The organism is Methylobacterium sp. AC433 (genome assembly GCF_979253015.1).
Genome location: NZ_CEEDBN010000007.1, coordinates 216,318 through 242,483, shown reverse-complemented (window position 1 = coordinate 242,483; position 26,166 = coordinate 216,318). Strand labels below are relative to the sequence as shown.

Here is a 26,166-nt window from a genome sequence, read left to right as displayed (position 1 = left end):
GCGGCGGCCTTCGCGATCAGGCCGGGCAGGAGGTCGTCGGCCAGGGGCAGCGGTCCGGGATAGGGGGCCGACAGGGCTAGGCGGGTCCGTTCCGGGACCAGCGGCAGGAGGTCCACCCGCCGCGCCGGCGCCCCCACCAGGGCAGCCAGAAGTCCAAGGAAACCGTCGCGGATTCTCGCGACCGCGCCGGGGTCGAACAGCGCGGTGCGATAGGCGAAGGTGCAGGCGGGCGCCTCCGCGTTCTCCGCGACCTCCAGGACGAGGTCGAAGGCCGGATCGCCGGTATCCCGCCCGAAAGCCGTGAGGCTGAGGCCGCCCGCCTCCCCGAGGGCGCCGAGTCCGGCTGGCTGCTGGCTGATCATGACCTGCGCCAGGGGGGCGCGGCCGGGCAGGCGCTGCGGCTGCAGGGCCTCCACCAGACGCTCGAACGGCAGTTCCGCATGGGCCTGCGCTTCGGCCAATACGGACCAGACCCGAGCGACGAGGTCGCGCCCGTCGCCGATCGGCTCGATCGCGACCGGGATGACCAGGGTGTTCACGAACAGGCCGACCAGGCCCTCCGTCTCCGGGCGCTGGCGACCGGCCACCGGCAGGGCGAGGCGCAGGGCGCGCGTCCCCGCGAAGCGGCCCAGGACCAGCGCGAAGGCGGCGGTCAGCACGGCGAAGGGCGAGGTACCGGTGGCGCGCGCGAAATCCGCCACGCCGCGGCCGAGGGCCGGATCGATCCGGAAAGCGAGCCGGCCGCGGGAGCCGGTCTCGGTGGGGCGGGCGCGGTCGCTCAGAGCGAGATCCGGCTCCGTACCTTCCAGGTGCGCGCGCCACCAGGCGAGGTCCTCGGCGCGCGCCGCTTCCCGAGCCGGGTCGCGCTGCCAAGCCGCGACGTCGACGGGCTGGATCGGCAGGGGCTCGAGGAGATCCGCCCGGCCCGCGCGGGCCGCCGCGTAGAGGGCCGGCCATTCGCGCAGGATCACCCGCATCGACCAGCCGTCGGAGACGATGTGGTGCATCGTGACGAGGAGCACGTGCGCCTCGGGGGCGCAGCGCACCAGCTGGAACCGGGAGAGAGCGCCGCCATCGAGGGCGAAGGGAGCCTCCGCCTCGGCGTGCATGAGCGCCTCCAGGGCTTCGTCGCGCGCCCGCTCGTCGAGCCCCGACAGGTCCGTTTCGGGCAGGTCGGGTGATGCTGCCATGGGATCGATCACGGCATCCGCCCGCCCGTCCGGGCGCCGGCGCAGCCGCGTGCGGAACGCCTCGTGGCGCCCCGTCAGCGCGGACAGGGTGGTCTCGAGGGCCGCACGGTCCAGGGGGCCGTCGAGGCGCAGGCCGCCGGCGATGTGGTGGCCGGGGCCGTCGCCGTAGGCGGCCTCGAACCACAGGCGGTCCTGACCGGGCGAGAGCGGAAGCGCGCCCGACCGATCCGCGCGCGGGATCGCGGCCTGGGCGGCGCCGGTCTCGCGCAGGCGGTCCAGGGCCTGCGCGAGGGCTCCGAGGCGCGGATGGGCGAACAGGGTCGCGGCGGGCAGGGACAGGCCGGTCGCGGCGTGGATCTCGGTCAGGAGGCGGATCGCGCTGATGGAGTCGCCCCCTTGGGCGAAGAAGTGGCTGTCGCGATCCTGCTCCGTCCGCGCGAGGACCCGGGCGAACAGCCCGGCCACCAGTGCCTCGGTGGGCGTGAGAGCCGCGGATTGCTGCGTTCGCGCCCCGGCCAGCCGGCCATCCTCGATCACCGCGTAGGCATCGAGGCTGCCCGCCCGCCAGCCCTCTCGGGTGGCCGCGCGCTGGATCTTGCCGCTGGAGGTGCGCGGCAGGCCGCCCGGATTGAGGAGCACGACGACGCCGGCGGTCTCCAGGAAGGCGTCGGCCACGGCTTCCGAGACCAGGGCCGCCAGTGCCTCGGGCCGCACCAGCTTCTGGACGCTGCGCGAGACTTCCACGGCGACGCCGATGCCCTCGCGGCCCTCGCGTTCCAGGCCGAAGGCGGCGATCCGGCCCTGGCGCAGGATGTCGACCTCCGCCTCGACCACCCGCTCGACGTCCTGCGGATAGACGTTCTGCCCGCGCAGGATGATGAGGTCCTTGGCTCGTCCCACCAGGACGAGCCGCCCCGCCGTCAGGAAGCCGAGGTCGCCGGTACGCAGCCAGCGCCGGCCCTCGACCTCCGGGAAGGTCTCGGCGCTCGCCGCCGGGTTGCGCCAATAGCCCTGGGCGAGGCTGGGACCGGAGACGCGGACCTCGCCGACGACGCCCTCCGGCAGGAAGGCCCCGGCCGGGTCGGCGATCCGGACCGGATGGTCCTCCGGCGACATGCCGCACTCGACCAGGCGGCTCGCCGCCCCGCACGCCGTCTCCCGCGCCTCGCCCCGGGCCAGGCTCCCGGGATCGAGGTCGAGGCTGCGCAGGCCGGCGCCGCGCCGGCCCGCCGAGACGAACAGGGTCGCCTCGGCGAGGCCGTAGCAGGGCATGAGCGCGCGCGGGTCGAAGCCGGCGGGGGCGAAGCGCGCGGCGAAATCCGCCATGGTCGCGGCGCGCACCATCTCGGAGCCCGAGAAGGCCACCTGCCAGGAGGACAGGTCGAGGCGCGCCAGGGCGTCGTCGTCGACGCGGTCGTGGCAGAGCCGGAAGGCGAAGTCGGGTCCGCCGCTCACCGTGCCGCGATGGCGGTGGATCGCCTCCGCCCAGCGGGCGGGACGCCCCAGGAAGTGTTTGGGCGACATCAGCACCGCCGGGATGCCGGCATGGATCGGCTGCAGCAGCCCGCCGATCAGGCCCATGTCGTGGTAGAGCGGCAGCCAGCTCACCAGAACGTCGTCCGCGCGGAAGCCGAGGCCGTCGCGGATCGCGCGCTCGTTCGCCATCAGGTTGGCGTGGCTGACCACGACGCCCTTGGGCGAGGCCGTGGAGCCGGAAGTGTATTGCAGGAAGGCGATCCCGTCCGGCTCCGGCAGACGCTCGCGCCAGTTCTCGGCCTCCGCCGTCGCGATGTCCTCGACGCCCACGACCGCCGCCGCGGCGGCCCCCGGCATGGCCCGGACGATGTCGCCGGCCTCCCGGTGGACGAGGATCACAGCCGGCTCGGAATCCGTCAGGATCGCCGACAGGCGCGCCTGATGCTGGGCCCGGCGCGCCTCGGGCGGGAAGGCCGGCACTGCGATCAGGCCGGCATAGAGGCAGCCGAAGAAGGCCGCCACGTAGTCGAGGCCCGTCTCCAGCATCAGGGCGACCCGCTCGCCCGGCAGCGCATGGTCCTGGAGCCGGGCGGCGACGGCCCGGGCGCGCCGGTCGAGGTCCGCGTAGCTCACCGTGATCTCGCCGGAGGCCGGATCGTCGAGGAAATGCAGGGCCGCGACCGGGGCATGGGCCTCGGCCAGCCCGCGCAGATGGCGGACGAAATCGCGGGCGGGCGCCACCGTGATCGGAGCGCGCGGGACGACGACGGTCATCGGATCTCCTGACGACATGCGAGGCTGGGGAGCGGCGGCGGGCTCAGGTCGGGGGCGCCGGTGCGTCCCCGTCGAGGGCGCGCCGCAGCGAGGCCGGGCGCATGTCGGTCCAGACCGTGTCGATATGGGCAAGGCAGTCGGCCCGGGTCCCTGAAAATCCGGTGGCGGCCCAGCCCTGCGGCACCGGCCGGAAGGACGGCCAGATGGAGTACTGCGCCTCGTGGTTGAGGACGACGAGGAACGTCGCTTCGCTGTCGTCGATGGCCATGGGCCTGCTCCCGGAACGCTGCGGTCTCGCTAGGCAGGACGGTGAGGGCCGCCGCGAATTTAGTCCGACGCCGCGAAAAAAGTTCGGGCCGGGCCTAAATCGCGGCGGCGCCCCGGCGTCCATGTGGGCAACAGGTGCTGCGTCCCCGGCGCGATCGGGGGCGGTCCGCGCCTGACAGCGGAGAACCTGCCGGCGTGCAGACCTGTCAGCCGTGCAGACCTGCCAGCGAAGGCGAGGCCGATGTTGCGAACCCCCATGCCCTTTCGCGCCGGAGAGGCGGCCGGCCGCCCCCGGATCGTCCATCAGGCCGGCGAACAGCTCAGCGTCGTGGCGGACGACCACGTGGCCCTGCGCCTGCGGCTGTCCGGGACCGGCCCCGTCCACCTGACCCTGGAGGATGGGGAGGGCCTGGACGCCGCAACCGCGCTGCCCGCCCTGATGGCCGCGTTCGAGGCCGTCTCGGCGGCCCATCCGGACCAGGACCGGATCGGCCTGGACCCCGCGGGCGCCGCGGATCTCATGCCGGCCCTGCTGCCGGCCCTGCGCGCCGCGGGCCTCGCGGTGGGGGACGGGGACGCGCTCGCGGTCCATGCCGCCCTGCTCTGGCAGCGCCCCGAGCCCTGGCTCGCAGACCCGTCGCGCCGGCACTTCCCCGGCATGCCGGTGATGACCGAGGGGCGGCGCCATCCCCTGCGGGCGCCCAAGCCCACCGGACTCCTCTACCGGCGCTTCCTCCCCTGGCTCGGACAGTCCGTCGCGTTCCGGGCGGCGACCCTCGACGACGTCGATCGGCTGCACCGCTGGATGAACGACCCGCGCGTCGACGCGGTCTGGGCGGAGGCGGGTCCCCGCGCCAAGCACGAGGCCTACCTCGCCGGCCTCATCGCCGATCCGCACATGCTCCCCCTGATCGGCAGCTTCGGCGACGAACCGTTCGGCTATTTCGAGGTGTACTGGGCCAAGGAGAACCGCCTCGCGCCGTTCTACGAGGTGCGCGACTACGATCGCGGCTGGCACGTGCTGGTGGGCGAGGACCGGTTCCGTGGCCGGCCCTACGTCTCCGCCTGGCTGCCCTCGCTGATGCACGCCCTCTTCCTCGACGATGCGCGCACCGACCGGATCGTCGGCGAGCCCCGGGCCGATCACGTCCAGCAGCTGCGCAACCTCGAACGCTCGGGCTTCGCCCGCATCAAGACCTTCGACTTCCCGCACAAGCGCGCCGCCCTGGTGATGCTGCTGCGCGAGCGCTTCTTCGGCGAGCGGCTGTGGGCGCCGAACCTGCCGCAGGCGCAGCCCGCGCGCGGGGACGACGCGACAATCGCAGACCGCGCGCTGGGAGCCGCCGCATGACAGAAGGCTATCAGTCCGACGCCGCCCTGAGCCTTCGAAGCCCGGTCCCCGAGGCGGAGGCCTTCTCCTTCGGCGGTGAGGGACCGGGCGGCGCCGTGCAGGACGTGATCGGGATCGGCTTCGGCCCGTCGAACCTCGCCCTCGCCATCGCCCTCGACGAGGCCGGCCGCCGGAGCGGGCGCCCCGCCCGGGTGCGCTACCTGGAGCGCCAGCCCGAGTTTCTCTGGCACGGGGGCATGCTGCTGCCCGACAGCGGCATGCAGATCTCGTTCCTGAAGGATCTCGTCACCCTGCGCGACCCGACGAGCCCGTTCAGCTTCATCAATTACCTCCACGTGCACGGCCGGCTGACCGACTACATCAACCGCAAGTCGTTCTATCCGAGCCGGATCGAGTTCAACGACTACCTGCGCTGGGTGGCGTCCCACTTCGCCGACCGGTGCGATTACGGCGAGACCGTCCTGGCGGTAGAGCCGGAGCGGACGGGCGAGACGGTGCGCCACCTCGTCGTGCGCTCGGTGGACGGCGCCGGGCGCGAGCGCCGGCGCCGGACCCGCGCCGTCGTCCTCGCCACGGGCGGCGAGCCGCGCATTCCGGAGGCCTTCGCGGGCTCTCAGGGCAATCCGCGCGTGTTCCATTCCTCAGGCTACCTTCGGAGCATCGACGCGCTCCCCCTCGCCGCCCCCTCGCCGCGCATCGCCGTGATCGGCGCCGGCCAGACCGCCGCCGAACTGTTCCTCGACCTCCAGAGCCGGCTGCCGGGCGCGCAGGTCGACATGATCTTCCGCGGCCAGGCCCTGAAGCCCGCCGACGACAGCCCTTTCGTCAACGAGATCTTCAATCCCGACTTCACCGACTTCGTCTACGGCCAGCCCGATTCGGGCCGCAGCGCGCTGATCGAGGAATTCCGCGGCACCAACTACTCGGTGATCGACGGGGACCTCCTGACCCGGATCTACGAGATCCTCTACCAGCAGAAGGTCGTGGGCACGGCCCGGCACGCCCTGCACCGGCGGACCCGCGTGGAGGCCGTGACCGACCACGGCCCGCAGGTCGCGCTCGACCTCGTCGACGAGGCCACCGGCGCGCGCCGCCGCGACCGCTACGACGCGGTGATCCTGGCCACCGGCTATCGGCGCGACCGGGTCCAGTCCCTGATGCCGGCCCTGGAGCCCTACCTCGCGGACGGGGGCGTCGATCGCGATTACCGCCTGCGGACCCGGCCCGGCTTCGAGCCGGCCATCTACCTGCAGGGTTTCAGCGAGGAGAGCCACGGCCTGAGCGACACCCTGCTTTCCATCCTGGTGGTTCGCGGGCAGGAGATCGCGCAAGCGCTGCTGAAGGACGCTCCCCAGGCCCGCGCCTCGGCCTGATCCCGCCCCGCCCGACCTCACGCCTCGACGGACCATCCCGGATGATCGCCACGGCCATTCCACCCGCCGATGCCCCCGGGGCCGTCCCGCCGGCGGGGGACGCGGTGGGCTACCGGCTCGATGGGGTGTCGTTCGCGGTGCCCGGGCGCCAGCTCCTCGCCCCCCTCACCCTCGACCTGCCGAGCCGGGGCGTCGTCGGCCTCGTGGGGCATAACGGCTCCGGCAAATCGACCCTGATCAAGCTGCTGGGCCGCCAGCAGCGCCCCAGCGGGGGCCGCATCAGCTTCCGGGGCCGCGCCCTCGATGCCTGGGGCGACCGGGCCTTCGCGCGCGCCGTCGCCTACCTGCCGCAGGCGACGCCCCAGGCGCCGGGATTGCTGGTGCGCGAGCTCGTCGCCATGGGTCGCTATCCCTGGCACGGAGCCCTGGGGCGGGTCGGTGCCGCCGACCGCCGGATGGTCACCGAGGCGATGTCCCTCACCGACACGGAGGCCTTCGCCGAGCGTCTCGTCGACAGCCTCTCGGGGGGCGAGCGCCAGCGGGTCTGGCTCGCCATGCTGGTGGCGCAGGATGCCGGCTGCCTCCTCCTCGACGAGCCGATCTCGGCCCTCGACGTCGCGCATCAGGTCGACGTGATGGCCCTGGTCCGGCGGCTCGCCGACGCGCGCGGCGTCACGGTGCTGGTGGTCCTGCACGACATCAACTTGGCGGCGCGCTACTGCGACGAGATCCTCGCCCTCCACGGCGGGCGCCTCATTCGGCGCGGCTCTCCGGACGACCTCCTCACGCCGGAATCCCTCGAAGCCATCTACGGGATCCGCATGGGGATCTTCCGGCACCCGGACAGCGACGTGCCCATCAGCTTCACGCGGTGAAGCCCGCAATCGCCGGTGACGGCGGGACGGGCTCGAGGTCCCGGCGCGGAGACCGAAGCGCGTGCCTCCAGCGCGACGCCGGCTCCTCCCTGGCCTTGCGGCCGGAGCACATCCGCCCTGTGCGACCCTCCGACCTTGCCGAGCACCGCACGGCTCACGGGCGCCGGTACCGGATGCGGACGGTCAGCGCAGCGTCCACCCGTGGGCCTGGCGATCCGGATCCGTCGCAGGCTCCGGGAGCCCGTCCGATCCATCCCCTCGGCGGCGCTGCCCAGGGGGGCTCGGCTCATGGCCAAGGTGTTTCGCGCGTGGGCTCCGTATCGAGGCTGGATTCCGTCCGCCTTCGCACGTCTTCGTGCCCGGCCGATGTCCGGATCGCGAGACGCCGCGTGGATGTCGGGGCGCGTCCCGACGGTCCGCTTCGAGGCGAAGAAGTCGAGATGCGGACGCCGAGGAGCCCTGAGCCAATCGTCGTGAGCGCCGGCATGTCACCGTCGAAGCACATGCGATGGGAAAGCCTCGGAGTGCCATTGACGGCGAACCGCCTCTTCGGGCTCCTTGTCCTCGACGGTTCCTCCCCGGAGGATCAAAAGGGAACGCGGTGAGGGTTGCAAACCCGATGCCGCGGCTGCCCCCGCAACTGTGAGCGGCGAGCCCATCATCAACACGTCACTGGGTGCCTCGGCACCTGGGAAGACGATGAGAGGGCGGTGACCCGCGAGCCAGGAGACCTGCCGTCAGTCGTGGTCACACGCGAAACGCGCTGGGCGGGGTGCCCCGGCGGGTGCGGGAGCATGCGCGTCGCGCGTGCTTCGGCCTCGTTCGCGGTGACGTGCCACTGCCGAGGCCGTCCGTCTTGTCCCGTCGTCCATCGAATCCGTTTTGGCCCGCCCTGGTGTTGACCTGTGCGATCCCCTCCGTCGTCGCGGCCCAGGGGGCGCGCTCCGGCGAGACCGCCGTGGTGCTCGACGCGCTCTCGGTCGAGGGCACCTTCACCGCCACGCCGACCTATCGGGTGCCCGAGCTCTACAGCGGGACCAAGACGGTGACGCCGCGTCGCGACGTGCCGCAGCAGGTGGACGTGGTGCCCCGCGAAGTCCTGGTCGACACCGCCGCGACCCGGGTCGAGCGCGCCCTCGACTACGTGCCGGGGGTGGGCAAGCAGAACGATTTCGGCGCCCAGAACCTCGCCCTCTACTCGGTGCGGGGCTTCGCCACCCAGGACATCTTCCAGAATGGCTTCAACATCGCCCGCGGCTACAACGGCGCGCCGGACACCCAGAACGTCCAGTCCATCGAGGTCCTGAAGGGCCCGGCCGGTGCCCTCTACGGCCGCAGCGACCCGGGCGGCACGGTCAACATCCTGACCAAGCAGCCCGTGGCCCGGCCCTTCGTGGAGATGGGCACGCTGTTCGGCAGCTTCGGCACCGCCCGCACGACGGTGGATGCCGGCGGCGCACTGAGCGAGGACGGCAGCGTTCTCTATCGCTTCAACGGCGTGCTCGCCCGCCAGGACAGCTTTCGCGACTTCGTCGACGGCGACCGCGTGCTGGTCGCGCCCGTGGTGAGCTGGCAGGTGACGCCCGACACCAAGATCACCGTCGAAGCCCAGTACCTGCGCAACCGCCAGACCTTCGACCGCGGCACGGTCTCGGTGAACAATCGCCTCGGTCTCGTGCCACGCTCCCGCTTCTTCGGTGAGCCGGGCGACGATTCCGTGTCGGAGAGCGCTCTGCTGCAGGTCCGGCTGGAGCACGCCTTCAACACCGACTGGCAGCTGCGGGTCGCCGGCCACTTCAACACCGGCAGCCTCACGGGCCCGCAGACTGGTGCGACCGGCATCCTCGACGATGGCCGCACGCTCCTGCGCGAGTTCCGCCGGCACGACTTCACCTGGGGTGTCGCCATCGGCCAGGCCGAACTCGTCGGCCGCTTCGAGACCGGGCCCTTCGCCCACACCCTGCTGCTCGGCCTGGAGCACGAGCGCTACAACAGCACCGAGAACCTGCAGCGCTCGACCCCGCGCCTCGACCCCTTCGCCCTCGACCTGTTCGATCCCGTCTACGGACAGGCCAAGCCCCCCTTCACGCGTCGCTACAGCGCCAGCGAGAACGTCGGCAACACGGCCGTCTATCTCCAGGACCAGGTCGCCCTGAGCCCGGAATGGAAGCTGCTGCTGGGCAACCGGACCGACTTCTACAACCAGACCTTCCGGGACAAGGTCGCGGACGAGCGGACCGAGCAGGACCGCACCGGCTTCTCGCCGCGGGCCGGCCTGGTCTACCAGCCGCTGTCGTTCCTTTCCCTCTACGGCAACGTCGCCGCCTCGTTCCGCCCCAACACCGGCTTCGACAGCGCTTCCCGGCCCTTCGCGCCCGAGACCGGGTTCGCCTACGAGGTCGGGGCCAAGCTCGACCTCTTCGACGGCCTGAGCGTCACGGCGGCCGCCTTCCACATCGAGAAGCAGAACGTGCTGACCACCGACCCGGCGGACTTCTTCTTCCAGATCGCCGCCGGCGCCGTGCGCAGCCGGGGCTTCGACGTCAGCCTCGTCGGGCAGGTCACGCCGGAGTTCCGGGTGATCGGCGGCTACGCCTTCATCGATGCGGCGGTCACCCGCGACGCGGTCCTGCGGGTGGGCTCGCCGCTCCTCGACATCCCGCGCCACAGCGGCTCCCTGCTCGGCATCTACGAGGTTCAGGCCGGCGACTGGAAGGGCTTCGGCATCGGCGGCGGGTTCCGGGCCGTCGGCTCGCGCCTCGGCGACAGCGGCAACGAGCGCTTCCGCCTGCCGGGCTACGTCCTGACGGACGCGCTGGCCTACTACCGCTACGGGAACCTGCGCTTCGGGATCAACGTCGACAACATCTTCGACGAGACCTATTACGAGCGCTCCTACAACAGCTTCTGGGTCGGCGTCGGCGAACCGCGTCGGGTCACCGTCAGCATCACGGCACGGTTCTGATGGCCGAGCGCGCTCCGACGACCCGCCCGCTCTCGGGGGACCGCATCGTCTCGATCGATGCCCTGCGCGGCCTCGTCATGCTGCTCATGCTCGTCGACCACGTGCGGGAGTTCGTCTACCTGCATGCCCAGGTCCGCGATCCCATGGACCTCGCCGTGACCCCGCCCGATCTCGCGCTGACGCGGCTGACCTCGCATCTCTGCGCCCCGGTCTTCATCCTGCTCACCGGCCTCTCGGCCAGCCTCTACGCCCGGAAGCACGGCAACCGGCGTGCGGCCAGCGCCTTCCTGCTCAAGCGCGGCCTCCTGCTGATCCTCCTCGAGGTGACGCTGGTCAGCCTCGCCTGGACCCGAAGCCTGACGCCGCCGATCCTCTACCTTCAGGTGATCTGGGCCATCGGCCTCAGCATGGTGGCGCTGGCCGCCCTGCTCTGGCTGCCCCGCTTGGTCCTGATCCTCTTCGCCCTCGCGGTGATGCTCGGCCACAACCTGCTCGATGGGCTCGTGCTCCAATCCGGCGACACCGGCTACGTGCTCTGGTCGATCCTGCACCAGCGCGGCTTCATCGGATCGCCCTGGGGCGTGGCGCGCACCTCCTATCCCGTCCTGCCCTGGTTCGGCGTGATCGCGGCGGGCTACGCCCTCGCGCCGCTCTTCGCCGGACCGGTCGGGCCGGCCACCCGCCGCGCGGGGCTCCTGGCGCTCGGCGGGGCGGCGCTCGCCGCTTTCCTCATCCTACGAGGTCTCAACGGTTACGGCGAACCGGTGCCGTGGCAGACGGGGGCGACGCCTCTCCTGACGGCCCTCTCCTTCCTGAACCTGACCAAGTACCCGCCCTCGGCCGACTTCCTGCTGCTGACCTTGGGCCTCGGCCTTGGGCTCCTCGCCCTGTTCGAGGCCGTGCCGGCGCGAAGCCTCGGAGTTCTGCACATCTTCGGGGGGGCGCCGCTGTTCTTCTACCTCGCGCATCTCTGGCTGCTGCGCCTGCTCCATGACGGCGCCCTCGCGCTCGGCCTCGCCGGACCCTCCGGTCGGCTCGAGGCCGGGGCACCGGTGCAGATCTGGCTGATCGCCGCCGCCCTCGTCCCGCCGCTCTGGCTCGCCTGCCGCTGGATGGTCGGCCTGAAGCGCCGCGGCGCCTGGTCGGGCCTGAGCTACCTGTAGTCCAGGATCGAACGTCCGCTTCGCGGGACTCGGAGAGGCCTGCCTGAGGCCGACCCGGGACGGGAGCGGAGCTAAGGTCTTCGGATGGAATGCAGCCTGCTCGCTTCCGGATCGATGCGAGATCCGGGCGGACGCCGGCTGTCCCGGTGACCCGGCGGCGTCGGGTGTCACGCTTCCCACGCGCCGTCACCGTTCGGCTCGACTCGGCAAGCTCCGGCTCGACTCGGCAAGCCAGGATCTCGGCACGCCAGGATCTCGGCACGCCCCTTCGTCCTGCCGAGGGCATCCTCCAACATTCGAACGTCGCCGCTCTTCCGCCTTACCGTGCAGCTTTCCCGCGATCCGGAGCGGCAGGCACGCGCGATCAGGACGTCCGCTCCTTGAGCGAGGTCGCGCAGAGGCTGGCCTGCGCCGGCCTGCCGGGCGGGATCGCGCCGGTCGGTGCCGAAGGATTCGGTCCTGATCTGACCAGCCGGAGCACCGAGGTCGGGAACGGCGGCGCTGATGAGAGGCCGACGACGCCGCAACGGCCGGGTCGTGCAGCAGTGGCGGGACGACGCTGGACGCTCGCAACGGCGCGCTGTAGGCGTCCGCCCGGGCTGCAGGATTGCTGCGCGGGACGAGGTTGGCCACTTGGACGGGCTTGGCAGGATGGGACCGCCGACACTCTACCTCGACGTGGACGGCGTCGTGACGACGGTCGGCTATCAACGGCAGGCCGGCAAGGACACGCTCAATCCGGCCCAGGTCGCCCTCGTCGCGGCCCTCGTGCGGGAGTTCGACGCCAGGGTGGTCGTCTCGTCGACCTGGCGCGTCGACGATTGCCGTCCGACGCTGGTCGAAGCCGGCCTGCCAGAGAACTGCTTTCACCCGGATTGGAGGACGGCCATCCTGCCGACGAGCCGGGATGCCGAGACGGGGGGGATGCTTCCCGCGGAGCAGGCTGGGCGGGGCGACGAGATCACCGAGCACGCGACGCGCAACCGCATCACCCACTACCTCGTCCTCGACGACGTCGAGGTCGGCCCCGCCCATGCGGGTCGCCACGTCCGGCCGATGGCGGAGGCCGGGCTGCGCGAGGCGGATGTCGCTCTGGCCCGGAGCCGGCTGGCGAGGATGTAGGACCCGCGACAGGCGACACGCCGGGCCGGCTCATTTCTGCGTTGTGCCCGTTTACGCTCCCTTAGGGATTGAACTTTCGAGAGCCGCAGGTCATTCCATGACAGTGGAGTGACACACGCGTCACGCTACCCCCGACATCGACAGGGTCACCTCGACCTTCGACGGACATGCCCGTCCGGTTTCGCCTCGGCGCTGCGTCCTCGCGGCGGCCGGGAGCGCGTCGTGCCGGGTCACCGATCGGCAGGAAGGAGGGGCTGTGATGCTCGGATTCTGGACTCGGGAAAAGACGTCCGGTCGCTCGCTCGCCGCCCTGGGCATCGTCGAACGGTCGGCGACGAACGCCTATGCCGCGCTCCTCGCCACGGGCTGGGCCGAGATCGGTTTCGGCTATCACGGTACCGTCCATGCGCATCCGGACCATCCGCACGTCGTCGTGCGTTTCGCCCGCAAGGCCGACGGGTTCGGCGACTATGCGGCCCTGCTGCGCAAGGGGTTCGCAGGTTCGAATGGACCGCACGCGCCGCGCATCCACGACATGCATGTCAGCCGCTGCGGCGCCCTGTTGACCGTCGGATCGCGGCTGAGCGATCCCGTTCGGGATGCTTGGTGGCTGGCCTATGCCCACGCCGTCCTTGCGGACCACCCGGGCGTCGAGATGGACCAAGGGGTCCGCGACCGGTTCAAGGCGGCGTGGCCGGTGCACGAGCCCAGGGTCGACCATCCGAGTTTCGACGGCATCCGCGAGGCGTTCCGGGCGGCGTGGCCCGACTACGAGGCCTATGTCGCGGCCTTACGGGCCGTGTCGCCGCAGGGCCTCGACCCGAACGTCGGCAATGTGCTGGTCGGTGTCGACGGAAGTCCCGTGGTCAACGATCCGCTCTGCGACGATGGCTTCGGCCTGTGGCGCTCGCCATTCGCCCGTGTGCTAACCCGCTTTGCGGACCTCCTGCGTCGGCAAGCGGGCGAGGCACGCGGCAGGGCGCCCGTTCCCGCCTGAGCGCAGCAGAGCGAAGGCCGGACCAGCGCGGACGGACAGGCCGATGGGATTCTCGCCGGGAGACCGGGCGGGGTGCCGGCAGCGGGTGAGGTCACGGGGTTGGCGAAGGGCATCGCCGGAGCCATTGTCGACGACATCGACCCTGCGCTCGCACACGAGGCGATGCACCCCGGTCCCCGGCGAATGGGCCGGCAGGCCCATCGAGGCGCAGAACGCGCGATGTCCGCGCAACGACCTGGGCGACCCAGTCCGGTTTCAAATCGGGTCGGATGCGCTATCGTGCCGCCCACGCAGCGGTCGGAACGGCCCGTCCTGCATCCCTGGAGTTGGTCCACCCATGTTGGACGAATACGGCTTTCTCCGCGGCGCCGAGTTGGACGAGGGCGCTTCGACCGCTCTGTATCACTTCGTCTACTGCAGCCGTGCCGCCGCCGGCGTGGATGACGCGGAGGTCGGCCGTATCGTCCAGTCGGCGCAGCGGAACAATCTTGCGCGCGGCATCACCGGAGTTCTGGTTTTCGGCAGCGGCATCTTCTTCCAGTGGATCGAGGGGCCGGCTGCCCAGATGCAAGACCTCATTGCGCGCCTGCACGGTGATCCACGCCATCACGATATCGTAACCCTCAGCCAGAGCGAGGAAGAGCGCGAGCGTCTCTATCCCAATTGGGACATGGAGCGAGTCGAAGCCGAAGATATCCGCCTCGTATTGCAGGACGCACTCGAAAGCACTGAAGACAAAGACAATGTCGCGGCACTGACACGGATCCTGAAGCACCTCGACGCGGGTCCTATCGAGTCACTTGGGCGATCCTAATAGAAGCCGCGCTGGGTCGCCTCCAGTCGATGTATTGCCGACGTCATGTCCCCGATCACGAGGGCTGTGAACGAAGCGAAAAGTGCCGATCCATCTCCGGCGCGCCGTTCGGAACAGGCACACTCCGAACCAGGAACTTTCCGCAGGCTCCTTTACATTCGTTCGAAGCGGCGCTCTGATGTGTCCAAGAGGCGCACGGCATCGACCGACAAGCGCCCCCGGCAAAGGGAAAGAATTCTGGGGAGCGGACCATGGCAAACCTCGCTTCGTCCACCGCTGCGTGGACTGATCCGTCGGCGCGTCAAGCCGGTTGGGTCTCGGAGGTTCGCCTCGCCTATGCACGCAAACGCACGGCCGAGGAAAGCCGCCAGCGCGCCCTCGCGCTCAGCCGCATCGTCGAAACCGACATCATCCCGCGTTTGAAGCTGCTTCACCCGCAGCTTGCGCCCGCGGCGAGCGCTCCGCTCGCCAAGCCGGATGCGCAGCAGATCGAAGCCTTCACGCAGCTCCTCCTCGGTTCGGACCTCGCGGCGGCCTCGGACGCCGTCAGGGATCACTTGGCAAAGGGCTATTCCGCCGAGAGTATGTTCCTCGAACTTCTTGCGCCTGCCGCCTCCTTGCTTGGGCGCTTGTGGGACGAGGATCTCTGCGACTTCATCGAGGTGACTGTGGGCGTCGCGCGCCTTCAACTGCTCCTCTCGCAATACAGGTCCGAACCGAAGGTCTCATCCCACGACGAGAGCCGCGCCGCCCTCTTGATGGGGGCGCCGGGGGAACTGCACACGTTCGGCGTGGCCGTCGTCGAGCAGTTCCTGCAGGTCGCCGGATGGCAGGTCGCGAGCGGGCTGGCTTCCAGCCCGGGCCAGATCTCACAGCTCGTGCGTTCCACGTGGTTCGATGTGGTCGGACTCACCCTGAGCTGCGAGACCCGCATCGATGGGCTGACGGCCTCGATCCAGTCGATCCGCGAGGTCTCCCGGAACCGGTCGGTCGGCATCATGGTGGGCGGCCCGATCTTCCTCGACAAGCCCGAACTGGTCGAGCGCGTCGGAGCGGACGCCTCGGCCGTCGACGCGCCGACGGCTGTCCTGCTGGCGCAGAGACTTCTCGACATCGGTCTCGAGAACAGGCTCCGGCCTGACACCAGGGTCACATCCTCCGCGTGACCCCGAGGTTTCGGACCGAACTCGATGGGAGGCTGATACAATGAACCTCGTGCAGCTCATCTATGCGTCCCGTCCGTTCGGGTTCGATCAATCCACCCTGGACAGCATCCTCACCCAGTCACGACGCTGCAATACGCGGGACGGTCTGACAGGCGCTCTGATCTGTCGTGGAGACATCTATCTCCAGCTCTTGGAGGGCCAAGCCGACGCGATCGACGAGACGTATGCGCGGATCGTCAGAGACGATCGGCACCTCGAGATCAATCGCCTATCCTACGCGTCTGCGTCCGAGCGTCTTTTTCCCGCCTGGGCCATGCGCAGCGATCCCGCACGCACGTGGATGTGGTCCCAGGACGACGTGGCCCGTGGGGCGGCAACGCAGGCATCGCCGGAGCACGTGCTCGGGATTTTTCGACGGCTCGCGGCCGAGCCCGCGGAACCGCCGAGGCTCACCATCGTCTCGTCCGCAATCGCGCGTTGAACCGCCTGTTTTCGAACGCCCCGGGGACGCGTCACCGGAATGGGCGGAAATGGGGTGGCCGCGCCGCTTGGCACTGGACGGAGAGGGGCCTTTCCCTCTACGGAAACGTTCGTGGGGCCTGTAGCTCAATGGTTAGAGCCGACCGCTCATAACGGTCTGGTTGCAGGTTCGAGTCCTGCCGGGCCCACCATTCCCCCTCGCGTGCCTGATCAGTCAGGAATGGCTGGAAATTCAGAGGCTTGGCCAAGGTGCCCACGTCACGCGGGTGCTACCCGTCGGATGGCGACGACGCGATGGCAGCTCTCGGAAAGATCCGCCGAGGAACGTTCTGCACGGAGCGATGAGGCAGACCTGCTGACCTGTGTGAGGTAACGGGTCGGCGTCGACTGGGGATGCCTTCCGGGTCGGCGCGGCGCGACGTGCGCCGCATCACCGGGTTTCCAGCCGTCGCAGGTTCAGAACAGCCTCGCGGGAATGCCGTGCGTCGGGCCGGGCGCTTGAACTGGCAAGTAGCCTGGTGCCGGCGACGCCGGGCGTGCGACCGTCGCATCGGCCCCCGAACGCCTCCACCAGACCCCTCCTACGATGGCCGGATCGGGAACAGGGCTGCATGTGCCTCGATCCGTCGACCGACCAGATTTCACTCGCGCGAGCGTCATCGCCCGAATTCCAAGACTATTCGAGCGACGTCCGATCGATTTCGATGCCCGGCAATGAAGACGTCGGCAGGCCGTGGCCGACAAGCAGGCTGGAGCCGCGCATTTCGCGTATCTCACGTAATCCTCGAAGACGCGCGAGCGTGTGAGACGCGCATTTAAGTGAAGGAAAAACCCTCATGAGAAGGTTTTTTCCCAATCGTTAAGGGTTTTTTTACTGATCACGCGGGGGTGGAATCATGCAAGGTTCGCCCTAGCAACTGTCGGACAGGACGACGGCGGAAGTCGTGGGCTTGAACGCGGTTCAAGGGAGCAAGCGATGACACGCAGATCAGCTTCTCGCCCCGCACGCGACACTGCGAAACGCGCCGGTTTCGCCGGACACGAAGTCCGGGATGCCTCCCGCGGTCTTCCGCGCCGAACGGCCCGCGTTCGGCGGCGTCGGTCCGCCCTACGCGCCTACGCCCCCTAGCCCTTCGAACTCGAAGCCGGTCTCCGCCACGGCGTGAGCCCGGACGTGAATCCCGTCCACCCAGCCGCGAGCCATGGCCTGCGCTGCCGCATCCCTATGGCCAATGGAGACCGCCATGTCCGTCACCTTCACGGTCGACACCAACGACCTCCGTCATATCCTGGCGCAGATCCGGATCGCCGAGGAATTCGCGGCGCCGGGCAATACGCGGACTCTCCAGGACATCATCGGACCGGACGCCGCCCTGCTTCCCGCCGGCCTGCGGGCGGTCGACGGAAGCAACAACAACCTGCTGCCGGGCCAGAGCCTTCTCGGGGCGGCCGACCAGCCGTTTCCGCGGCTCCTGTCGGCCCAGTACACCACCGGCACGGGCGCCTTCGACGTCAACGGGCCGGCTCCCGGCGGCATCGTGACCAACAACGACTACAGCGTCGGTGGGACCGTCATCGACACCAGCATCCGGACGGCCAGCAACCTCATCGTCGACATGAGCCCGCATAACCCGGCGGCCGTGGCCGCCTGGTTCGCTAATCCCATCGCGCAGGCCGCCTATGCCGCCGCCCATGGCGGCGAGGCCCCACCCGCCGGCTACATCCCGACGGCGACCGAGGTCGCCTTCATCCCGAACCAGTCGCCCGATATCGGCCTGTCGCCGCCCTTCAACGGGTGGATGACCCTGTTCGGGCAGTTCTTCGACCATGGGCTCGACCTCGTCACCAAAGGCGGCAACGGCTCGGTCATCGTTCCGCTGATGCCCGACGATCCGCTGATCGCCGGCGGCGACGGGGTGCTCGGCACCGCCGACGACCTGCCGGAGGCCCAGCGCTTCATGGTCCTGACCCGCGCCACGCCCGTCGCGGGACCGGGCGCCGACGGTGTGCTCGGCACGGCGGACGACATCCGCACCGCGGTCAACACCACCACGCCCTGGATCGACCAGAACCAGACCTACACCTCCCATCCCTCGCACCAGGTCTTCCTGCGCGAGTATGTCCGGGTCGACGTGACCCCGACCGACGGCATCGCCAATCCCGTCACCCTGGCGACCGGAAACCTCCTCAACGGCGGCGCCGACGGCAAGGCCATCGCGAACTGGGCGGAGGTCAAGGCGCAGGCGAAGGCGATGCTGGGCATCGAGCTCGTGGACACGGACATCCACAACGTGCCCGTCCTGATGACCGACCCCTACGGCAGGTTCATCCCGGGCGCCCACGGCTACGCGCAGATGCTGATGCAGCCCGACGCGACCCATCCGACCACCTGGTTCAAGGAGGGAACGGCGGAGGGCATCCGCACGGTCGGCGCCGTCGTGACCGGCCACGCCTTCCTCGACGACATCGCCCATACCGCGGACCCCATCGTCCAGGGGCAGGCGGTGGCGGCCGACGCGGACACGCTCACCGGCAATGCGGTCGGCGTCAATCCTCAGACCGGGGCGAACCTCGCCTACGACAACGAGCTTCTGGACCGGCACTTCATCACCGGCGACGGGCGCGGCAACGAGAATATCGGGCTGACCGCGGTCCACACCATCTTCCACTCGGAGCACAACCGGCTCGTCGAGGCCAACAAGCAGACCATCCTGGCCTCGGGCGACCTCGCCTTCGTCAACGAATGGCTGCGGGTCGACCTGACCGCCTTGCCGACCACCCCGGCCCAGGTCGCCGCGCTGCAATGGGACGGCGAGCGCCTGTTCCAGGCCGCCAAGTTCGTCACCGAGATGCAGTACCAGCACCTCGTGTTCGAGGAATTCGCCCGGACGGTCCAGCCCAACGTCGACCCGTTCGTGTTCACCAACAGCGCCGACCTCAACCCGGCCATCACGGCCGAGTTCGCGCACGTCGTCTACCGGTTCGGGCATTCGATGCTGGCCGACACCGTCGACCGCATCGGGTTCGACATGACGCCGGTCGACGCCGACCTGACCGTCGCCGGAACCCAGGAACTCGGCCTGATCGAGGCCTTCCTCAACCCGGTGGCCTTCACGGCGAGCGGCGTCGACACCGCGGCCGCGGCCGGTGCCATCATCCGCGGCATGACCCGGCAGATCGGCAACGAGATCGACGAGTTCGTGGTCGATGCCCTGCGCAACAACCTCCTCGGGCTTCCCCTCGACCTCGCGACCCTGAACATCGCGCGCTCACGCGAACAGGGCGTGCCGACCCTCAACGAGGCCCGCGCGGAATTCTACGCGATGACCGCCGACGCCAAGCTCAAGCCCTATACGAGCTGGATCGACTTCGCCCAGAACATCAAGAACCCGGCCTCGGTGCTCAACTTCATCGCGGCCTACGGCGACCACGACCTCATCACCCAGGAGAGCACCCTCGCGGGCAAGCGCGCCGCGGCGACCGCCCTGGTGTTCGGCGTCTCGGTCGACGTGCCGGACGATCCGTCGACCCCGGTGAACGACGCGCACACCATCGCGCCGCCCGCGGATCGGCTCGACTTCCTCACCGGCACGGGCGCCTGGAACGCGGCCAATTCCGGCCTGAACGACGTCGACTTCTGGATCGGCGGCCTGGCCGAGGAGAAGATGGAATTCGGCGGGATGCTGGGCAACACCTTCAACTTCGTCTTCGAGACGCAGATGGAGAACCTCCAGAACGGCGACCGCTTCTACTATCTCAGCCGCACGCAGGGCATGAACCTCCTCAACGAACTGGAGGCCAACACCTTCTCGGCCCTGGTCCAGCGCAACACCGACCTCGGCGACGAGGGATCCTCGCACCTCAACGGGGCGCTGTTCGGGCGCGCCGACCACATCCTCGAACTGAACCAGGTCAAGCAGGTCGGGGACGACCCGGTGCAGGACGATCTGCTCTTGCAGATCCTGGACCCGAAGGTCGTGCGCGTCGCACCGGGCGCCGATGTCGACGGCGACGGCCACGCCGATGGCGGGATGCTGAAGTTCAGCGGCGGCGAGCACGTCGTCCTCGGCGGGACCGAGGGCAACGACCGCCTGATCGGCGACAAGGGGATCGACACCCTCTGGGGCGACGGCGGCGACGACTACCTCAACGGCGGGATGGAATCCGACCAGATCTTCGGCGGCGACGGCGACGACGTCATCGAGGACCCCTTCGGCGACGAGTTCATCCGGGGCGGCGAGGGCAACGACGCCATCTCGGGCGGACCGGGCCTCGACATCCTGTTCGGCGGCGGGGGCAAGGACTTCATCACGCACGCGACCGATCCGGGCGAGGTCTTCGCCGGGCGCGGGGACGACTTCGTCCTGGGCGGCAGCGCCGCCGACAACCTGATGGGCAACGAGGGCGACGACTGGATCGAGGGGGGCGAGGGTTTCGACAGCCTCTCGGGCGAGAACTCGCAGCTGTTCTTCAACAGCATCATCATCGGCCATGACGTCCTCAACGGACAGGGCAACGACACCGACTACGACGGCGAGTCCGGCGACGACATCATGGTCCAGGGCTCCGGCATCCAGCGCAACAACGGCATGCTCGGGTTCGATTGGTCGATCCAGAAGGGCGACCCGAACGACGGGACCATCGACCTCGGCATCTCCCGCTTCGTCAACCAGCAGGCTCTGACCCTTCGCGACCGCAACGACTCCGTGGAAGGTGCCTCGGGCTGGAAGCATAACGATACCCTGATCGGCACCGAGCGGCCGACCGGGGCGGTCGGCGACCCCGCCGGCGGCATCGTCGGGGGGCCGGCGACCGACAGCATGCTGCTCTCGCAGAACGTCGCCCTCATCGATGGCCTGGAGGCCCTGCTCAAGCTGACCCCGGGGGCGATCCGCGGTCAGACCATCGGCAGCGACGCCACGCCCTTCGCGAGCCTGGCGCCCGACACCACCGTGTTCGATCCCCAGAACGGGGGCGACATCCTGCTCGGCGGCGCCGGCAGCGACACCATCACCGGCAAGGCCGGAAACGACATCATCGACGGCGACCGCTGGCTCAACGTGCGGATCAGCATCCGTGACGCCGGCGGCACCGAGGTGGCCACCGCCGACAGCCTCGCGGGCCAGATGTTCACGACACCGGCCGGGCTCGCGAGCGGCACCGGTCCGCTCTACCTCGGCGGGATGAGCCTGCAGACCGCGCTGATGACGCGGGCAGTGAATCCGGGCCAGCTCAACATCGTCCGCGAGATCCTCGATGCCGGGGCCGGGTCGGACGTCGACACGGCGGTCTTCTCCGACGTGCGGGCCAACTACACCATCACCAACCTCGGCGACGGCAGCTTCCGGGTCGACCACACCGGCTTCGCCGTCGGCCCGACCCTGAGGTTCTCGGACGGCATCGACACGCTCCACAACATCGAGCGGGCGCAGTTCGCGGACGGGGCCGTGTTCCTCACCAACGTGCCCGCGACCGGTGCGCCGACCATCGACGACACCACGCCGACCGAACTGGCGGCGATCCGAGCCAACGTGGCGGGCATCGCCGACCTGAACGGCCTGCCCGCGACCTTCGGCTTCCAGTGGCAATTCCTGTCGGCCGCCGGAACCTGGACGAACATCGCCGGGGCGACCGGCCAGACGTTCACGCCGCAGCAGGCCCAGGTCGGGTTCCAGGTCCGGGTCGCGGTGAGCTTCACCGACCAGGGTGGCTATTCGGAGCGGGTCTTCTCGGCACCGTCCGACGTGGTCGGCGACAACATCGTCGACAACGGCGCCGGCAACACGATCAACGGCACGGCGGGGGCCGACCGCATCCTCGGCAACGGCGGCAACGATACGGTGAATGCCGGGGCCGGCGATGACTTCGTCGACGGTGGCGCCGGCGCCGACACCATCAACGGTGCGGCAGGGAACGACACCCTCCAGGGCGGGACCGGCAACGACACCATCGATGCCGGAGCCGGCGACGACGTCGTGACCTGGAACGGTGGCGCCGCGCTCGGGCCGATCACCCTCGTCGCCAACGATGGACGCGACGTGGTGAGGGGCGGCACCGAGGGGGCCGTGGGAGACACCTTCGTGGTCAACGGGACCCTCGGTCTTTCCGAGACCTTCCGGGTCTACACCATCGCGGCATGGGGACAGGTCGCCGGCAACAACGTCGCCACCCTGAGCCCCGGCACCGAGATCGTCGTCACCCGCACCACGGGGGCGGGCATCGGTGCGGTCACCACGATCATCGCCGAGCTGCAGGAGATCGAGGAGATCCGGATCGGGACCGCCGCGGTCTCGGTCCCCAACCCGCCGACCAACGCGGGGGCGGGCGACAGCGTCTTCCTGATCGGAAACTTCTCGACGACGAGCCTGAACCTCAACACCGTGACCATCGACGGCACCGAGGGGAACGACACCGTCGACATCTCCGGCCTGACATCGGCCCACCGCATCGTGTTCCGCTCCAGCGGCGGCACGGACACCATCGTGGGAACGCTGCGTCCGCAGGACGTCATCGAACTGGCGGCGGGCACGACGCGGGCCGATTACGTCGAGGCGCATGCCAACGGCATGACGACCCTGACGCACGGCGCGCACAGCATCACCTTCGCGAGCACGGGGACGCCCACCTTCGGCACGGTTCCGGCGACCGGCGGACAGCAGCCCGGCGGCAACGGAGAGGCGCCCGGACCGGGCGGCGCCTTCGCCCTGACGGTTTCCGACCTCGCCGGGCTCAAAGGCCTCGTCACCGGGCAGCCCGTCGCCGGAGGCGACGACGACGCCAACGGGGCGGCCGGCATCCGGCACCTGTCCGGTGCCGGCAACAACCTGGCGCATCCGGAATACGGGGCGGCCGACCAGCCGTTCATCCGGCTCACCGAAGCCCATTACGGCACCTACGACCCGGCGACGGGCAACAACGCCCTGAATCCGCTCTTCGCCGGCCTCGACCCGCGTGCCATCAGCAACGTCCTCGGGACCCAGGAGCCGAACCTGCCGCACGAGGCGAGCGGCGCGAACATCTTCTTCATGGCGTTCGGGCAGTATTTCGACCACGGCCTCGATTTCCTGCCCAAGACCTCGGCCAACGGCATCGTCGAGATCGGCGGCCCCGGCGCCGTCCGCAGCCCGACCAGCGACAACCCGACGGACCTCACCCGCGGCGAGGTATCGGGAATCGGACCGGACGGCGTCCCGCAGCACCTGAACAAGACCTCCCCCTTCGTCGACCAGAACCAGGCCTACGGCTCGCACGAACTCGTCGGGCAGTTCCTCCGCGAGAGCGACGGGCACCAGGGTGTGGGCGCCCACCTCCTGGCCGGGCTGCCGGACCCGTCCAATCCCGCCTTCAACCTCCTGCCGACCCTGCGCGCGCTGATCGAGCACCATTGGGCCGCGAACACGATCTTCCACGACCCCTCGCTGCCGGGCCCGACCCATTCGGTCAGCTTCCGCGACTACTTCTCGAACTTCGCCATCTCGGAGACGAGGACCGGCTCCCTGCTCGACGCGGCGGGCGCCTTCGACCCGGAGGCGGTGAGCGCCTTCGCCTCGAACTTCATGGGCAGCGGGAACGCGCTGCTCCTCGACACGAACCCCTTCGTCAGCCTGCTCGACCACTTCGTGGCCGGCGACGGGCGGGCGAACGAGAACGTGAGCCTCACCGCGATCCACACCATCTGGGCGCGCAACCACAACTTCCACGTCGACAACCTGATGGAATCCGGATTCCAGGGCAGCCCGGAAGAGGTCTTCCAGGCGGCCAAGATGATCAACGAGGCCGAGTACCAGCGCGTCGTCTTCACCGAGTTCGCCGACCATCTGATCGGCGGGATGAAGGGGAGCGGCTCGCACGGGCACAGCGACTACAATCCCGGGGTCGATGCGCGCATCTCCGAGGAATTCGCCTCCGCGGTCTATCGCGTCGGGCATTCGCTCATCGGCCAGACCCTGACCGTGATGGGCGCCGACGGCCAGCCGCACCAGGTGCAGCTCGTCGACGCCTTCCTCAACCCGACCAACGACCCGGGCGCCTTCACGGCGCCTCTGCCTCCCGGCTACGTGCCGCAGCCGGGCTACGCCCAGCTCGGGGCGAACGCGATCCTCGCGGGGGTCGCGACACAGCCGGCCGAGGCCGTCGACTTCAACATCGTCGACGCGGTGCGCAACGACCTGGTGCGGATCAACGCCGACCTGTTCGCCTTCAACGTGGCCCGCGGCCGCGATGTCGGGCTCGGCACGCTGAACCAGGTCCGGGCCGACCTGATGGCGTCGACCGACCCCTACGTCCACGAGGCGGTGGGCTATGCGGGCAACCTCACCCCCTACGCCTCCTGGGCGGACTTCCAGGCGCGGAACGGGCTGAGCGACGCGGTCGTCGCGCAGTTCCAGCAGGCCTATCCAGACCTGGTGCTCGCCACCTCGGAACAGCGTGCCGCCTTCGTGGAGGCCAATCCCGACATCGCCATCCACATCCGCGCCGACGGGACCGAGTACGTCTCGGGCATCGACCGGGTTGATCTCTGGGTCGGCGGCCTGGCCGAGAAGCACATCAACGACGGCGTCGTCGGCCAGACCTTCTGGATCGTCCTGCACGAGCAGCTCGACCGCCTGCAGGAGGGCGACCGCTTCTACTACACCGACCGGTTCGACAATTTCGATTTCTACCAGAACCAGGTCGACGGCCAGAGCTTCTCGGACATCGTGGCTCGCAACACCGGCCTCACCGGACTTCAGGAGGACATCTTCGCCGTCGGTCGCGAGGGCGGCCCGGGCGATTCCGGATCGGGAGCCGGGACCGGAACGGGGACAGGGGCCGGATCCGGTTCCGGAACCGGCGACGGTACGGGCGATGGAGGCGGCGGAACGGGAACCGGGACCGGGGATGGAGGCGGCGGGTCCGGCACCGGGGAGGACACCGGCACTGGCACCGGCACCGGTCACGGCGGGTCGGGCTCCGGTGCCGGAACGGATACCGGAAGCGGTTCCGGCTCGGGTTCGGGAACCGGCTCGGGCTCCGGGACAGGCTCGGGCTCCGGGACCGGTGAGGACGACGACGGGGATGCGGATCACGGCACGGCCTGCGGCGACGGCCATGGCGGGACCGCGACCGGAGGCTCCGGGCAGGACGGCGGACACGGCGCCGAAGGCGGAGGCGCGACGGGCGGCGGCACGACGCCTCCGCCGCAACCTGCCGCCCACCTCGTCTCGGGCACGGCCCTCGACGACGTCCTGGTCGGCACGGACGGCGCGGACACGATCCTCGGCCTGGGTGGGGACGACAACATCCTCGCCGGCGATGGGGCCGACGTGGTCCGGGGAGGCGACGGGAACGACTTCGTCGACGCCGGCGACGGACGCGACGTCGTCTTCGGCGGCGCGGGCGACGACGACATCCTCGCCGGCGCCGGTGCCGACATGGTCTACGGCGACGGCGGCGCGGACCGCATCCTCGCGGGGGCCGGAAACGACCTCGTCACCGCCGGAAGCGGCAACGACACCGTCATCGCCGGGGACGGCGACGATCTCATCGTGGCGGAGAAGGGAGACGGGGACGACACCTACTGGGGTGACGAGGTGGGCGGCGGCGTCGGCATCGATACGCTCGACATGTCGGCCATCACCGCCAACATCACGGCGAATCTCGGGACCGGCCTCGCGGGCCGGGGCGGCGTCGCCAGCAGCCAGTCCGGATCCGATACCCTCTGGGGCATCGAGAACATCGTGACCGGGTCCGGCGACGACCACATCACGGCCAGCGACGCGGTGAACGTCATGGACGGCGGGCTGGGCGCCGACGTCTACCACTTCGGGTCCGCCGCGGCGGCCAACGGCGACACCATCGCGAGCTTCCAACCCGGGGACAAGGTCGACCTCAGCGGCATCGACGCGAACCAGGGCGTCGCCGGGAACCAGGCCTTCACGCTCGCGACCGGGGCCGCCTTCACCGGGGTGGGGCAGTTGCTGGTGACCCAGGAGAGCCGGGCCGACGGCGACTACACCGTGGTGGCCGGGAACACGGGGGGCGATGCGGCACCCGAGTTCAAGTTCAGCATCAAGGGAACGCCCGCCGCCACCGCCGCGGACTTCGCGCTCTGACGCCGGTCGGGCCCCGCCCAGGGGCCCGACCCGTTCACCCGGCCGCAGGAGGATCCCGA

General features: G+C 70.0%; 13 protein-coding genes, 1 tRNA gene and 1 riboswitch. Of the genes, 12 read left to right on the top strand and 2 right to left on the bottom strand.

Features of this window, described 5'->3' with window-relative positions; genetic code table 11:
• Both AC0IWM_RS13135 and AC0IWM_RS13130 read right to left on the bottom strand, forming a co-directional pair.
• On the bottom strand, positions 1-3,440 hold a 3,440-nt coding region (locus AC0IWM_RS13135; protein WP_471755610.1), incomplete at its 3' end, for a condensation domain-containing protein.
• Positions 3,441-3,483: 43 nt separating this feature from the next.
• A complete protein-coding gene (locus tag AC0IWM_RS13130) occupies positions 3,484-3,708 on the bottom strand; it encodes an MbtH family protein (protein ID WP_471755608.1) in 225 nt (74 codons plus the stop codon).
• Between the two features lie 255 nt (positions 3,709-3,963).
• On the opposite strand from AC0IWM_RS13130, the gene AC0IWM_RS13125 reads away from it, so the two are divergent.
• The 12 genes from AC0IWM_RS13125 to AC0IWM_RS13070 all read left to right on the top strand — a co-directional run bounded on the left by AC0IWM_RS13125 (position 3,964) and on the right by AC0IWM_RS13070 (position 26,107).
• Positions 3,964-5,058 carry a GNAT family N-acetyltransferase gene (locus AC0IWM_RS13125; RefSeq protein ID WP_471755606.1) on the top strand — a complete coding sequence of 365 codons (1,095 nt, stop codon included), beginning with the start codon at positions 3,964-3,966 and terminating at the stop codon, positions 5,056-5,058.
• Entirely contained in the window at positions 5,055-6,431 is a 1,377-nt protein-coding gene (locus AC0IWM_RS13120) for a lysine N(6)-hydroxylase/L-ornithine N(5)-oxygenase family protein (RefSeq protein WP_471755604.1), read from the top strand. The genes AC0IWM_RS13125 and AC0IWM_RS13120 overlap by 4 nt, the downstream gene beginning before the upstream one ends.
• A 41-nt stretch (positions 6,432-6,472) precedes the next feature.
• Positions 6,473-7,306, top strand: a complete 834-nt coding sequence (locus tag AC0IWM_RS13115; protein WP_471755603.1) for an ATP-binding cassette domain-containing protein — start codon at positions 6,473-6,475, stop codon at positions 7,304-7,306.
• A gap of 551 nt (positions 7,307-7,857) precedes the next feature.
• Positions 7,858-8,059: riboswitch (cobalamin riboswitch) on the top strand.
• Positions 8,060-8,201: 142 nt separating this feature from the next.
• Entirely contained in the window at positions 8,202-10,271 is a 2,070-nt protein-coding gene (locus AC0IWM_RS13110) for a TonB-dependent siderophore receptor (RefSeq protein ID WP_471755601.1), read from the top strand.
• On the top strand, positions 10,271-11,434 hold the full coding sequence (locus tag AC0IWM_RS13105) for an acetyltransferase domain-containing protein (protein ID WP_471755599.1): 1,164 nt from the start codon (positions 10,271-10,273) through the stop codon (positions 11,432-11,434). The genes AC0IWM_RS13110 and AC0IWM_RS13105 overlap by 1 nt, the downstream gene beginning before the upstream one ends.
• 651 nt (positions 11,435-12,085) lie before the next feature.
• The gene (locus AC0IWM_RS13100; protein WP_471755597.1) at positions 12,086-12,556 is read left to right on the top strand and encodes an HAD domain-containing protein; all 471 of its coding nucleotides are present in this window, start codon (positions 12,086-12,088) and stop codon (positions 12,554-12,556) included.
• 259 nt (positions 12,557-12,815) lie between these two features.
• Entirely contained in the window at positions 12,816-13,553 is a 738-nt protein-coding gene (locus tag AC0IWM_RS13095; RefSeq protein WP_471755595.1) for a hypothetical protein, read from the top strand.
• A 337-nt stretch (positions 13,554-13,890) separates the two neighbouring features.
• The gene (locus AC0IWM_RS13090) at positions 13,891-14,367 is read left to right on the top strand and encodes a BLUF domain-containing protein (protein WP_471755593.1); all 477 of its coding nucleotides are present in this window, start codon (positions 13,891-13,893) and stop codon (positions 14,365-14,367) included.
• A gap of 251 nt (positions 14,368-14,618) precedes the next feature.
• Positions 14,619-15,533, top strand: a complete 915-nt coding sequence (locus AC0IWM_RS13085) for a cobalamin B12-binding domain-containing protein (protein ID WP_471755591.1) — start codon at positions 14,619-14,621, stop codon at positions 15,531-15,533.
• 40 nt (positions 15,534-15,573) lie between these two features.
• The gene (locus AC0IWM_RS13080) at positions 15,574-16,014 is read left to right on the top strand and encodes a BLUF domain-containing protein (protein WP_471755589.1); all 441 of its coding nucleotides are present in this window, start codon (positions 15,574-15,576) and stop codon (positions 16,012-16,014) included.
• A 114-nt stretch (positions 16,015-16,128) separates the two neighbouring features.
• A tRNA-Ile gene (locus AC0IWM_RS13075) sits at positions 16,129-16,204 on the top strand.
• Between the two features lie 1,053 nt (positions 16,205-17,257).
• Entirely contained in the window at positions 17,258-26,107 is an 8,850-nt protein-coding gene (locus AC0IWM_RS13070; protein ID WP_471755586.1) for a peroxidase family protein, read from the top strand.
• Positions 26,108-26,166 lie beyond the last annotated feature (59 nt).

Coding starts and splice junctions, on each gene's coding strand:
- AC0IWM_RS13130 (WP_471755608.1), bottom strand. CDS start 3,708: ATGGCCATCGACGACAGCGAAGCGACGTTCCTCGTCGTCCTCAACCAC.
- AC0IWM_RS13125 (WP_471755606.1), top strand. CDS start 3,964: ATGCCCTTTCGCGCCGGAGAGGCGGCCGGCCGCCCCCGGATCGTCCAT.
- AC0IWM_RS13120 (WP_471755604.1), top strand. CDS start 5,055: ATGACAGAAGGCTATCAGTCCGACGCCGCCCTGAGCCTTCGAAGCCCG.
- AC0IWM_RS13115 (WP_471755603.1), top strand. CDS start 6,473: ATGATCGCCACGGCCATTCCACCCGCCGATGCCCCCGGGGCCGTCCCG.
- AC0IWM_RS13105 (WP_471755599.1), top strand. CDS start 10,271: ATGGCCGAGCGCGCTCCGACGACCCGCCCGCTCTCGGGGGACCGCATC.
- AC0IWM_RS13100 (WP_471755597.1), top strand. CDS start 12,086: ATGGGACCGCCGACACTCTACCTCGACGTGGACGGCGTCGTGACGACG.
- AC0IWM_RS13095 (WP_471755595.1), top strand. CDS start 12,816: ATGCTCGGATTCTGGACTCGGGAAAAGACGTCCGGTCGCTCGCTCGCC.
- AC0IWM_RS13090 (WP_471755593.1), top strand. CDS start 13,891: ATGTTGGACGAATACGGCTTTCTCCGCGGCGCCGAGTTGGACGAGGGC.
- AC0IWM_RS13085 (WP_471755591.1), top strand. CDS start 14,619: ATGGCAAACCTCGCTTCGTCCACCGCTGCGTGGACTGATCCGTCGGCG.
- AC0IWM_RS13080 (WP_471755589.1), top strand. CDS start 15,574: ATGAACCTCGTGCAGCTCATCTATGCGTCCCGTCCGTTCGGGTTCGAT.
- AC0IWM_RS13070 (WP_471755586.1), top strand. CDS start 17,258: ATGTCCGTCACCTTCACGGTCGACACCAACGACCTCCGTCATATCCTG.